Here is a 13,209-nt window from a genome sequence, read left to right on the forward strand (position 1 = left end):
CAATGGCAAACAAGTACGATAATTTATGTATTGCCGTTACCGGGCTCAATGCCAATGATAACCCTGGCCCGGGGATGGCAGTCATCCGTTCTTTAAAAGAATGCTTTGGAGATGGTTTGCGCATAATTGGCCTGTCGTACGAATCGCTGGAGCCCGGGATTTATCTGCGGGACTGGGTAAATAAAACTTACCAGGTCCCCTATCCAACCGAAGGTACAGCAGCCCTTGTTGAACGTTTGGCATATATTAACGGGCAGGAAAAGCTTGATCTCATTATCCCCAACTTTGATTCAGAGCTGTTCAATTTTATAAAGATAGCGCCACAATTGCAGCAAATGGGCATAGCAACTTATCTCCCAACACACCAGCAACTGGCGTTAAGAGATAAGGTGAACCTAAAAAATTTCGGTACAAAAAATGGCTTTTATGTGCCCGCCGATCATAAGCTTTACACTATCGACGATATCAAAAAAGCGGCTGATGAGTTCAATTTTCCTATGGTTATAAAAGGTAAGTTTTATGATGCTTATGTTGTATACACGATAGATCAGGCATTGAAAGCCTTTCATCAATTGCATGCAGCCTGGGGCGTACCGGTAATAGCGCAGCAATACATCAAGGGCAACGAAATCAACATCTCAGCCCTGGGTGATGGCAATGGCAGCAACGTCAGTTTGGTGGCTATGCGCAAGCTTTATATTACCGATAAAGGGAAAGCCTGGGCGGGTGTTACCATTAAAGATAACAAGCTTACTCAACTGGCTGATAATTTTGCCCACGCAAGCAACTGGAAAGGCGGTTACGAAATGGAGGTCATGAGCAATGCCGAAGGGCATTTATACATATTGGAAATTAACCCCCGGTTTCCGGCATGGGTTTATTTAACTGCTGCCGCCGGCCAAAACCAGCCTGCGGCATTAACTAAAATGGCATTGGGCGAAGTTATTGAACCCTATGTCGATTACCAAGCCGGTAAGTTATTTGTCCGGTATTCGTGGGACCATATCGCTGATATCGCCGATTTTCAGCAGATCTCGGCGTTTGGCGAATTATAATTTATAACGATGGAAAAGCTGGCATACGAGAAACCATATATAAAAAAACTACAGGCCGGTGCCCTTAATAAATTCGGCTCCCGCACCGGTGTGCAGCCTGTTAAAAGCATCGATGGGGTTTCGGTTAAAAGTTTAATTGAAAACTATGGCTCGCCGGTGTTTGCACTGTCCGAAAAACAGATCCGCAAAAATTACCGGTCGGCGTACCGTGCTTTCAGTACACGCTATCCAAAAGTACAATTTGCCTGGAGCTATAAAACCAACTACCTCAATGCCGTTTGCCAGATCTTTCACCAGGAAGGTAGCTGGGCCGAGGTTGTTTCGGGCTTTGAATACCGTAAAGCATTAGGCAATGGCGTACCGGGTAACAAGATTATTTTTAACGGCCCGGGTAAATCAATTGCCGATCTGCAGTTGGCTATTGATCATGATTCCCTGATCCATATCGATCATTTTGATGAGCTTAACCAACTACTTACTTTAGGTAAAAACCTCTCCAACAAACCGCGTGTAGCTATCCGTGTAAATATGGATACCGGCGTTTACCCACTTTGGGACCGTTTTGGCTTTAATTACGAAAATGGCGAAGCCTGGTCTGCGGTTACAAAGATCACAGGCTCGGGAAGTCTGCAATTGGTGGGCTTGCATTGCCATATAGGTACTTATATGCTCTCTGCTGATGCTTATGGTATAGCAGCTAATAAACTGGCCGAACTGGCTGTTCGTTGTCAAACTCAGCTCAATCATAAAATAGAATACCTTGATCTTGGCGGTGGTTTTCCATCTACCAATACACTAAAAGGCGCTTACCTGCCGGGAAACGATACAGTGCCAACTGTTGATGATTTTGCCGAAGTAATAACTTCGGCTTTGCTCAATTTTGGCTTTGCCAATGATGATCTGCCCCTGCTGATATTGGAAAGCGGCCGTGTTTTGATAGATGATGCCGGTTACCTGCTGGGCACCGTTATTGCCAACAAACGTTTGGCCAATGGTAAAGGCGCCACCATCGTTGATTTTGGGGTTAATATCCTGTTTACATCTTTTTGGTATGAACACCAGGTAAGCCCCGCCCAGGATTTTGTAGCACATACCGAAAACATGGTGATATACGGACCGCTTTGCATGAACATTGATGTGATAAGGGAAAGCATTAACCTGCCTGCGCTAAACCCCGGAGACCAGGTTGTTGTACATAAGGTTGGCGCTTACAACATGACCCAATGGATGCAATTCATCACTTTAAGGCCTGCTGTTGTATTGATAGACGAGAAGTTGCGTACGCATCTCATCCGCAAAAACGAAACATTGGAATATACTGCCGAACCAGAGTTAGTACCCGCGCATTTAAATAACAACAAGTGAAGCAAATTCCGGCATTCATAAAAACCGTCATCAATTCCTATTCGGTTCTGTTTTTTTCTCAAAACAGGGTATTGGGGATTATTTTACTGCTGGTATCATTTTTCAACCCGGTATCCGGCTTTGCAGGGTTGGGTTGTGTCATTTTCTCTTTGCTGATAACAAAGCTGTTAAAACAGGATAACGAAGATTACCGGGCCGGGATCTACAGCTTTAACAGTTTATTATCAGGGATAGCATTTGGTGCTTTTTTCCAGGTTAACGTCATGTTTGTGACCTGGCTGGCAGTTGCCTGTTGCCTGGTAGTGCTTGCTACTATCATTATGTCAAAGCGCATGAGCAAACCGGGTTTACCTATACTTTCACTGCCGTTTATCCTGGTTTTCTGGCTTGTACTGCTGGCATCCAACAGCATCTTCAACACAGGTTTATTTCAAAAAAGCAGCTCCCTGCTCGAAGAAATTTACACCGGCCCGGGTAACCTGGCCGGTGCCGAAGGCTATCTTGCCACGACGTTGCCAAAACTGATGAGCTTATTTTTCCGCTCATTGAGCGCAATTCTGTTTCAACATAATATCATAGCCGGAATGCTTATTGCTATGGGGATACTTGTACATTCGCGCATTGCATTCAGCCTGCTTATCATTAGTTTTTTAACGGCCTGCTGGTTTAACAACATTATGCATACCTATCCCGAGGGTATCAGCTATTATCACCTTGGTGCTAATTTAATGATGGCTTCAATGGCTATAGGCAGCTTTTTCACCATCCCATCGTTACGCTCTTATCTGCTGGCAATTCTTTGCATCCCTTTGGGTTTCATACTCATTAATGCCCTTACCACACTCATGGCTTTGCATGCGCTGCCTGTTTTTTCGTTACCGTTTTGTGTGCTTAATATCAGCCTGCTTTATTTTTTAAAATTGACCGGCCATCACACCAAATTGCAGTTAGCCATAGCGCAGCATTACTCGCCCGAAAAAAATCTTTACCATGTTTTAAACCTGCAAAACAGGCTGAACGATCTGAAATACTTCAAGCTCAATTTGCCGTTTATGGGCTATTGGACGGTTTCGCAGGGTTATAATGGTGCCATTACCCACAAAGGCGAATGGGGCCAGGCACTTGATTTTGTAGTTACCGACGACGAACAAAAAACGTTTCAGCATCCCGGCACCCTTCCCGAACATTTTTATTGTTTCAATAAGCCGGTACTGGCCTGCGGCGATGGCGTTGTAGAACTGGTAGTAAACCATGTGGAAGATAATGATATTGGGGAAGAAAACCTGAAAGAGAACTGGGGTAATACGGTAGTGGTCCGTCATGCCGCAGGGCTTTATTCCAAACTTTCGCACCTCAAAAAAAACTCGATAAAAGTTAAACCCGGCGATGTTATAAAACAAGGTGATCTGCTGGGGTTTTGCGGTAATTCGGGTCGCTCGCCAGAGCCGCATTTGCATTTCCAGTTGCAGGCTACGCCTTATATAGGATCCAAAACATTGCCTTACCCGTTCGCATATTATTTTACCAAAAAAGGTGGTCAAACCAACCTTGCAAGCTACAATATCCCAAATGAAAACGAATTAATAAGCAACCCCGAAATCAATGCGCCGCTCAAAAAAGCATTCGATCTGCAACCGGGCTTCGTATCTAAATTAGTTAACGAAAACGGCGCAACCGAGAAATGGGAAGTTTTTAACGATAATTTAGGACAGTCATACATCTACAGCAAAACAACAGGTAGTGTTGCTTATTTTATTAATAACGGCACTATGTTTTACTTCACCAGCTTTTATGGCGATAAAACGTCGCTGCTTCACTATTTTTATCTTGCCGCATATAAAGTTATTTTTAACGATGCAGGATATATCCAGGCTAATGATGAGTTCCCGGTACCGCTTACCCATAACAAAACATTGCTTTGGCTACAGGATTTTATTGCGCCTTTTTACCGGTTCATCAGCATAAAATATAAAAGCGGGATCCAGCTAAAAAAAACGGGGCTAAATATTGTATCCAAACAATACCAGGAAATTGCAGGTAAAACAATACCACTTGCCGAATCAACAGTTTTTGTTGATCATGGCAGCCTGCAAGCCTTCATTATAAATATAAACGGCCAGCATATTGAAGCACAATGGAGTACAGAAAATTAACCATCCTTTTTGCACTGCTATTTGCTGCTCTTGTAACCCGCGCACAAGACAATAAACTTGCCATGGCCGATAGTACGGCCGAACAATTGTACAATGCCGGCAACTGGAAACAACTAATCAGGTTTGTAAATCAATCGGTTGCCGATAGTGTAGACTCGCCCACTTTACGCTTTAAGGCAGGGTACGCTTATATGCTCACCGGCAATTACAAAGCTGCCATTTATCAGTTCAACCGGGTTTTACTTAAAGAACCCCAAAATGTCACTGCATATTTGTATGCTTACTACTGCAACACCTATATCAACAACAATAACGCTGCGTTTTATAATGCATCGCATTTAGACACAGCAACCTTGCATTCCGTCAAGCTATCACCCTTTGGTTTAACTGACCTGGTTTTGGAAAGCGGCATAAAATTGCCTAACAACAACGAACGCGACAACGGCTTTTTTGAACGCACGGGTATCGGTTTAAGATTATCGTGGCGTTTGCAATTAGATCAATCATTTATGTTTTTCAAACAGAATATATTCAGATCGGGCTATATTGATTACTTTAACCAAACAGGTGAAACCGACAGGCAGGTTGAATATTATGCTAAAGCGAGATACTCTTTGACTAAAAACATAAGTTTGCTTGGCGCGTACCATTATTTACATACCAGCTACCGGAGCAATATTTACCAAAGTAACCTTGGGCTGTTAGGAATAAAATATGATACCCGTTACATTGATTTGCAGGGCGATATTAACTTTGGGAAACTCATTAATAAAACTTTAAAACAATATGATGCCAGGGTAGATTTTTATCCGTTGGGAAACCTTAATTTGTACACCATAAGCAGGGCATCGGTATTGAATTTAAGCGGAACAAATAATTTCATCTACAGTCAGTTGGCAGGGTTTAAAGTACTAAACAAAATTTGGCTGGAAACGGCCGCTACCTTTGGCAACCAGGATGATTACCTTGATGCCGACGGACTTTATGTGTATAATGCCATCGATCCTACAAAATTTAAATGCGGTGAAAGCGTTTTTTATCAGTTAGGTAACCATGCCTTATTGAATTTAAATTACTTTTATGAAAAGAAAACAGACATTTACCGTGCTGTTAAGTATAACCAAAACTCTGTTACGTTAGGTATAACATGGAAATTTTAAAGAAGACCTTTATTCCCATTTTTTTATTTGTATTTGCAGCACAATTGCAGGCACAGACAAATGTGGTGCTTCAAAAAGCTTTTCACAACAGTTATACCAATGAATTAAATAAAAACTACGTTGCGGCCATTGCCGATATTTATCCCTACTATTCGGAGAATAATTATGAGATAACGATCAGGCTGGGTTGGCTCCATTACCTCAATAAAAACTACACTGCTTCGCAAACTTATTATCAAAAAGCAGTTAACCTGAAGCCCGGTGCCATAGAGGCTAAGTTTGGTTATATAAAGCCGCTCTCCTTTTTGCAAAACTGGGATAAAGTGCTGGAACAATACCTTGCTATCCTGAAGATAGACCCACAAAACACGCAGGCTAATTATTGGGGGGGCGTAATTTATTATAACCGCAAGCAATACGAACCCGCTATTAAGCTTTTTAGGGTAGTAGTAACGCTTTACCCTTTTGATTATGACGGCAATCACATGCTGGCCTGGTCAATGCTTATGGCCGGCAAAAAAGCGGAAGCGAAACCTTTTTTTGAAAAAGCGCTGATCATTAAACCTGCTGATGCTTCCAGCACCGATGGTTTATCAAGATGTAATTAAAGCCATTGAATTTTTTGTAGAGACGCATAATTGCCTCTCACTTGCAAATTACAATTGACCGACAGCCAATTTCAATCAGCGTGGCGTCTTGTTTTGCCCCTCTGAGGCCAAAGATATTCCTATAATTTTACATGCTATAAACCTTTTGCACTTCTGGTGCACCTGTCCTTAAACACATCTCAATTAATACCAGTTTATCAAACTATAAAAATCCCCCAGAGGGGAAAAGGTTTGTAGAAATAACGTTCCATCCCTTATCCGAACCCCAGAGGGGTTCAACTCACGCGGATTGCTAAATATTTATGGATTAAATTAAACCTACCGGATACGCGATTATGCATCTCTACAGCTCTCAAACGTCTTCCAACTATCTTCATACGTCGATTTAAATCACTCATTTGTCGACACATTACCTGGCGGCTTCGTTTTCCAATTTAATTTTAATTAAACCTGTCCAAAAAAGGCAGCGCTAATTATCAATTTAAATTAATTCTATGAAAATGAAATCATTTTACGCCTCATTATTGATGGTAGGCACAGTAATTGGCCTGGCATCATGTAAAAAGGAGAACGCTTCAAAATCAGCTTCGGCCGGCAGCGTTTCGTCATCAGCCGTTACATCAACCGGCGCCATCGCTATTAGCCTTGCATCGTCCGGAACTATTACCGACAGCGTTTATATGGTTGGCTGCTATGGCAAGCATGACACCAAAGACACCGTTGCTTTTAGCACATTACCTACAACTATTGGCACTTACCTTACAGCTAATTATAGCGGTTATACATTCAAAAAAGCATACTCCATTATTGATAGTACCAAAACAGTTATCAATTACATTGTGGTTATCAAATACAACAGCGCTTTGGTTGGCCTCAAATTCACTGCTGCGGGTACGTTTGTGAGCATCCTTGAGCAACGCGAAGGTGTTGACCTTAAAGGACCAGGATGGCACTTAGGCGGATTCTTTGATAATCGTGACAGTAAACACCGTGATACCATTGCTATTTCGGCCCTTCCTACTGCTGTGAGCAGCTATTTTTCAACAACCTATCCAACAGATACCTTGTTGCATGCTTCTATCGCACCTGATAACGTATACATTTTGATAAGCCAGAATGGTGTACTTTACTCAACAACGGTAACCGCGGCAGGCAAACTTGTAAAACGTATTCAGATAGAAAAACACGATTTAAAACATGCTGTAGTAACTGAAGCTAACTTACCGGCTGCTATTACCACTTATCTTACTGCTGCTTATCCGGGCTACGTATTTGATAAAGCATTTTCTGAAAGCCCCGGCGGAACTCTGCAAGGTTACGTTGTGTTGATTACATCAAACAGTACCAAATACGCTTTAATTTTTAATGCGTCGGGTACATTTGTCAGAGTCCTGCCTATCCACTAAACAATCGAGATCATAGCGCTGTTACAGTAAGCCATGTTTTTAATTAAACATGGCTTTACCTACTGTTAGTTAAAGCTTAAAGCAAAAGGCCTAAAGCTAAAAGCCAACCTTTATGTTTTCCAAATCAGTTTCGCACAACACAATCAAGCTTTAAGCCTTCGGCTTTCCACTTTTAGCTCCTAAATCAATTAGCTGTTAAGGCCACCGGTGCCAACTGCCTTGGGGCACCATCAGGGCCAACTGCAATAATGTTATCAAAAATCACATGCGAACCTGGCTTAATACTACTGAGCGATGCCTGCATCTCGCTGCTTAAAGCATTTCCCGAAGTAACCTGAACCGAAGCGCTTTCGCGTGGATTGGCAATGATCAAACTGAAACGTGTTATTTTAAAGCGTGCATCAAAGTCAAAGTTATCCAGCGTGGCATAAATGGCATCCTGCGCTTTAAGGGCAACTGTAGGCACACCCCCGCCTGATCTGCCTGAAAATTTGGCTATCGGATCAGGAATCCTTTTGGCCCTGAACTGCGTACGGCTCAATACTTCTGTTTTACCGGGAAAGATCTCGGCCGATACCGTTACAGTAACCATACCCGGACTGGTTACCCTTGCCAGATATTTACCCGATGTGCCACTTAATGAACCTGCCGAAATACCTATCCTGATATTTTTTGAGGGGATACCCGGTACAGATACCGACACGGGATTATCTACACCGATATAAAAAACATTCATCTTATCGGGCGATACCACTGCCGATGGCCGGGCAACCATGTACTGCTGCTCGGGCGTGGTATAGGTTTTTATGCTGCCATCGGTTTGTTTTACTTTGATGGTCCCTCTCCAGCTGAAAACACCTTCCCTGCTGGTTGAAGCATTATATACACCCCGGCCATCGGTAACACTGATCGGGCTGCCGCCAACTTCCATTTGCGGGGTCGACCGGGAATCATAAGCTGTTAAAAAAACCTGCGCCTTGTAAGGCTGCCCCTGTATCAGGTATGAAGTTGGCGCTACCGCCACAGCTTCAAACTTATCCAGGTTAACAATAGCCCGGTCCATTTTACCCAGGATCTTCTTCACCACTTCCGATTCGGCATTTTTATTATCGGCCTGTATTTTCGAAAGTATCGTAAAATCAGCCGTTAGCGGCACCCCCTCGCCAAAATTCAGTTCTTCCCAGGTTTTGGCGTTCCCGTTATGCTTAACAGGATCATTGGCGCTCAGCGTAAACGATACCGCGCTGCTATCTTCCTTACCCAACAGCAGCTTCAGCTTTTCGCGGGTATCGTTGATCTTTTCTCTGAGCGCTTTAGCCCGCTTTTTGTTGATCATCACATTGTAACCTATATCCAGGTTATCCCGCTCCTTCAAATCGCCGGTGAGTTCATCATAGCCCGAACTTTGCTTAACCAGTTCGTTCTTTATCTGGGTAATAAGATCATTTAACTCTGCGCTAACCCTTTGGGCAGCTTTTGCCTTTTGATAGATTGGCGCTGCCCTTTCGGGCGATTCTTTAAACCGGGTTTGTTCAAAAGCCGTAAACAATTGCTGTACCGAATTACCAACGTTAGCCGCCGAAGCGGTTAAGCTATCGTTGATGGTTTTAAAGGCATCTAAAATAGACGAAGACACATTTAACGCCAGCATTGCCAACAGCACCAGGTACATGATATTGATCATCTTTTGCCTGGTGGTTTCCTTTCCTGCAATAGCCATTTCTTTATCTGATTAAAATTTACACTAAACCGTTAATACCAGGTTCCTGCAATTACATGCGGGGCTGGTTCATAGCCGAAAGCATATTGGCATAAAAAACATTTAATGCCGATATATTTTTGGCCAGCTTGTTAACCTCGTCTTTAAACTGCCTGCTGTCATCAGCCGATTCATTGAGGTTTTGCAGCGTTTTGCTCAACCCGTGGTAAAAATTATTTACCTGTTTCAGGTTTTCATCGGCCCCTTTCAGTTCCGATTCATAGAGGGCATTGAGCTGTACCAAATTGCCGGTAAGCTTTGCCACCTGATGCTGATAAGCATTGGTATCTGCCCTGCTATCGGCAATAGCCGAAAGGCCCGATGTTGCCCGCTCAAAAGCAATCCCAAACAAATCAAATTTTGATGCTGCCTGCTTTAGTTTTACTGCAAACTCATCGGTACCTAATGAAACATCGGCGATAGTATTAATCCTGTCAACCTTTTCGGCAAACACTTTCAGGCCTTCGCCAAGCCGGCTAATGCTTAACTCATTCAAATCGGCATCGGTTAAAAGCTTATCAAGTGCAGCAGTTTGGCCTCCCGCTACAGGCATCATCCGCGATTTATTTACCGGCCCTCCTTCATAATCTACAGCCAGTTCGGGGTATACCCTTTCCCACTCGGGCTCCTGTGCAGGCGGGAAAAAGCCGAGGGTAAAAAACAGCATTGCTTCTACCGTAAGGCCGAGGCCTATCATATAGGTGCCAGCCTGGCCTCCCCAATGGTTAATTTTAAACATAGCACCAAGAATTACAATACTGGCGCCCCATGATATGGCTACGTGCAGCCAGTTAATTTTGCTCTTTTTCATGTTCTTAATATTTAAAGGTTAATCAATTAAAATCTGTAGTAAAGTGTAATCGCGGCATTCATCCCCGGTAATAATCCACGCAGGCCGCTGCTTACTTTTTGGGCTTTATCACCATAGGTTGATGTGGCCGAACTTGTAGGAATAAAAAATCCAAAATCTGTACGGAGGCCTATATTGTGGCCCAAGCGCATGTTGCCCAAACCAGTACCTATATAGGGCCGCAGCTTTGACATGTAGATATAGTAATTGGGAGTTGTGCCCGCTCCTTCCCGGTACAGCGTATTGTTAAAATAATAACTGATACCGGCAGATAAATACCATTTACGCGAGAGCCAATCGGCATTACCGTACATGGGCTGCCAGTCAACAATACCATAAACGGATGTGCGGTTAAGACCCAGATCGCGGCCGTTATATTGCACGGTTATATCTGGCACGGTATTAAATCCTATCCGGGCGTTAAACATCCTGCCAAAAGCAGATGTTCCCTGCAAACCTATACCTTGTGTGCCCAGTTGCAGGCCTATTGAGTTTTTGGGGAAGGCACTATACTCAGGCAATACCTGAGCACTTGCTCTGCCGCAATAGCCTAAGAAACCTACAAACAGCATCCACCACATAAAATCTTTCAATAATCTTACTTGCGTTGTCATGGCTTTTCCTCCTTATTATTTTGAGTTTGATTAACCAGATTCTTATCATTAATTCCCCGGGGATTTTTCCAGATGTTTTTCTTCAAATCGGCAATTTTCTGTTGCAGCTTAAGTGCTTCGGGGCTACCGGGATCAAGTTGCCCGCTTTCGGCATTACCGGGCGAGAATTGCCTGATGAGATAGGCCGAAAACTTTTGCTGCATAAAAACATCATCCAGCGTTACATCGAAAATCCCTTTATCTGGCTCACTTACGTCCTCCTGCACCAACGCAAAGCGCAACTGCGGAAAGTAGAGCCAGAATGCCGGTGCCGACGCCATGTTTGCAGGCAAATCTGCAGTACCGGTGATGTTCATCATAGGCGCGAGGCCGATAATGCGGGTATCCACCTTGCCCCGCTGCCTGTCGAAATAAACATCTTCCTCTATCCTGAAGCGGGTGATCCTGTCGGGATTGAAATCGTTGAGCACCATTTTTGATGAAATCTGATTGCCATCCTTATCAAACTTTGGCACCAGTACCGAATCGGTAAAGCGCATAGAGCCTTGCTTAGCGGTAAGCTTCTTTTTAAAATCATCCTTTTCATAAGGTGTAAGCTTTCCTTTGGATAAGCCTTTCATGATGGCTTCCATTAATGAATGACCGGGTATAGCGAGGATGGCGTTGGCGCTATCGGCCAGATCAATAACCCGCCAGATCCTGGCATACATCCTGATATTTGCCGGATTGGTTTTAGGGTAAGGGAATGGCCTTGCCTGGCTCAGATCAGCCTTTTGCAGATAGCTGTCAAACGAGGGCAGCGTATCAGTAACAGCGCTATCCGGCAGTGCCTGGGCGAAGTTTTTATGAATGCAGGTCCCCATAAGCAGTAGGACTACTGCAGTTACTTTTTTTAACATGTTCATGATTGTTACTTTTTAGTGTATTTCCTGGTTTTAACCTGCTCGCCGGTGAGTTCAAAAGCGGCCATAACGCATCGGAAGCCTATGTAGGAATGGGCGGCCTCCTGATCCTCAAAACTGCGGGTATCGGTGTTCAGCATTTCGCCGTTGTCCTTCCATGAGCCTCCGCGCACTACCTTACGCCGCATCAGCATGGCATCCTTATTGGTTGCATCATACAGCAAAGCCGGGTTCAGGTCATTAACCAGTTGTGATGATGAAGGGCTGTAGGCATCAAGTGTCCACTCGGATACATTACCTGCCATGTTATAAATACCGAAAGCGTTGGGCGTATATGAAGTAGCGGGAAGGGTAAATGTCGATCCGTCGCTGGCATAACTGCCTTCACCCTGTTTAAAGTTGAGCGAAAGCTGCTCTTTACCAGTGGCCTTATCAACCGTGGTTTTCACCGTGTGGTCGGTAGTATCATTAGGACTAAGCTTTGCTTCGGCAGCAAATTGCCATTGCGCTTCGGTAGGCAAACTAAAGCTAAGTTTGAAATTACGCAGGTTAGGATTGTTTTTGATCATGAGCCTGAGTTGCGTACCGCGCCAATCGGCATAAGCCCGGGCCTGTTTCCAGGTTACTCCGACTACCGGGTTATACTCATAAATTTTATTGGTGAAGTAATTGGCATCCATTACCGTCATCTGCGAATTGGGAAAATCTGCCGACCAAACCGATTCATGTGGATAAACACCTACGGTATCCATCATGTACTCGTTATTTTTAACGCCGTCCATCCTGATGTAGTAAAAACGGTAAACAACAAGCTCCGGATTAGGCACCCGCACGCCGTTAATCATCGTCATCATCGGAGCCAGCTTCTCCTTAACTTCGGGCGGGGCCTTTTTCCAGAGGGGGGAAATATTATTGACCTTGCTCCAGTCAATCAGTCTTTGTTCTTTACCTGTACTGCCAACGGTTGCACCTGTTGCAGGCATAAAAAAGGAATCGTCATGCAGGTAATCGGTAATGGCTACCGAATCGGCAACCCAGTTTACAAAGGCCTGGTACTGCTTGTTGGTTACCTCGGTTTTATCTATAAAAAATGCGCTAACGCTTACCTTGCGCTGTTCGGCCTTGTCATCGTTCAGCATTTTGTACATGAACGTTCCCGACGGAATGTAAACCATCCCCTGCGGCGGAATAAGCCGTTTTACAGAAACAGCGCGTGTTTTGGGTGTATTATAAATACTTGGCTGGCAGGCGCTGAGCATCAGCAGCAGCAATCCTGTTATTGGAACAGACGATCTCATTCGACAATTAATTAAGAATTAGTTAAGTCAGAATGATTT

General features: G+C 43.9%; 11 protein-coding genes. 6 read left to right on the forward strand and 5 right to left on the reverse strand.

Translation table 11 applies throughout. From position 1 onward, the window contains the following. Positions 1 to 2: 2 nt before the first annotated feature. The 6 genes from MusilaSJ_RS09510 to MusilaSJ_RS09535 all read left to right on the forward strand — a co-directional run bounded on the left by MusilaSJ_RS09510 (position 3) and on the right by MusilaSJ_RS09535 (position 7,747). A complete protein-coding gene (locus MusilaSJ_RS09510; RefSeq protein WP_274989742.1) occupies positions 3 to 1,055 on the forward strand; it encodes an ATP-grasp domain-containing protein in 1,053 nt (350 codons plus the stop codon). A gap of 9 nt (positions 1,056 to 1,064) precedes the next feature. Continuing rightward, complete coding sequence (locus MusilaSJ_RS09515; RefSeq protein WP_274989743.1) at positions 1,065 to 2,420, forward strand: type III PLP-dependent enzyme domain-containing protein; 1,356 nt, start codon at positions 1,065 to 1,067, stop codon at positions 2,418 to 2,420. Beyond that, complete coding sequence (locus tag MusilaSJ_RS09520; protein ID WP_274989744.1) at positions 2,417 to 4,573, forward strand: urea transporter; 2,157 nt, start codon at positions 2,417 to 2,419, stop codon at positions 4,571 to 4,573. The genes MusilaSJ_RS09515 and MusilaSJ_RS09520 overlap by 4 nt, the downstream gene beginning before the upstream one ends. Next, entirely contained in the window at positions 4,555 to 5,733 is a 1,179-nt protein-coding gene (locus tag MusilaSJ_RS09525; RefSeq protein WP_274989745.1) for a tetratricopeptide repeat protein, read from the forward strand. Before MusilaSJ_RS09520 ends, MusilaSJ_RS09525 begins: the two co-directional genes overlap by 19 nt. Then, positions 5,721 to 6,341, forward strand: a complete 621-nt coding sequence (locus MusilaSJ_RS09530; RefSeq protein WP_274989746.1) for a tetratricopeptide repeat protein — start codon at positions 5,721 to 5,723, stop codon at positions 6,339 to 6,341. Before MusilaSJ_RS09525 ends, MusilaSJ_RS09530 begins: the two co-directional genes overlap by 13 nt. A gap of 500 nt (positions 6,342 to 6,841) precedes the next feature. Continuing rightward, the gene (locus tag MusilaSJ_RS09535) at positions 6,842 to 7,747 is read left to right on the forward strand and encodes a PepSY-like domain-containing protein (protein WP_274989747.1); all 906 of its coding nucleotides are present in this window, start codon (positions 6,842 to 6,844) and stop codon (positions 7,745 to 7,747) included. Positions 7,748 to 7,931: 184 nt separating this feature from the next. On the opposite strand, the gene porM is transcribed toward MusilaSJ_RS09535, so the two are convergent. Genes porM through porK form a run of 5 tightly spaced genes read right to left on the reverse strand, consistent with a single transcriptional unit; the run spans position 7,932 to position 13,170 of the window. Beyond that, on the reverse strand, positions 7,932 to 9,467 hold the full coding sequence (gene porM / locus MusilaSJ_RS09540) for a type IX secretion system motor protein PorM/GldM (protein ID WP_274989748.1): 1,536 nt from the start codon (positions 9,465 to 9,467) through the stop codon (positions 7,932 to 7,934). A gap of 52 nt (positions 9,468 to 9,519) precedes the next feature. Further along, on the reverse strand, positions 9,520 to 10,317 hold the full coding sequence (gene porL / locus MusilaSJ_RS09545) for a type IX secretion system motor protein PorL/GldL (protein ID WP_274989749.1): 798 nt from the start codon (positions 10,315 to 10,317) through the stop codon (positions 9,520 to 9,522). A 26-nt stretch (positions 10,318 to 10,343) separates the two neighbouring features. Further along, the gene (locus MusilaSJ_RS09550) at positions 10,344 to 10,970 is read right to left on the reverse strand and encodes a hypothetical protein (protein WP_274989750.1); all 627 of its coding nucleotides are present in this window, start codon (positions 10,968 to 10,970) and stop codon (positions 10,344 to 10,346) included. Beyond that, positions 10,967 to 11,875, reverse strand: coding sequence for a hypothetical protein (locus MusilaSJ_RS09555; protein ID WP_274989751.1), 909 nt, complete (start codon positions 11,873 to 11,875; stop codon positions 10,967 to 10,969). The genes MusilaSJ_RS09550 and MusilaSJ_RS09555 overlap by 4 nt, the downstream gene beginning before the upstream one ends. Before the next feature lie 5 nt (positions 11,876 to 11,880). Continuing rightward, a complete protein-coding gene (gene porK / locus MusilaSJ_RS09560) occupies positions 11,881 to 13,170 on the reverse strand; it encodes a T9SS ring complex lipoprotein PorK/GldK (protein WP_274989752.1) in 1,290 nt (429 codons plus the stop codon). Positions 13,171 to 13,209: the final 39 nt, after the last annotated feature.

This window comes from Mucilaginibacter sp. SJ, assembly GCF_028993635.1.
In the GTDB taxonomy this organism is placed as follows: domain Bacteria; phylum Bacteroidota; class Bacteroidia; order Sphingobacteriales; family Sphingobacteriaceae; genus Mucilaginibacter.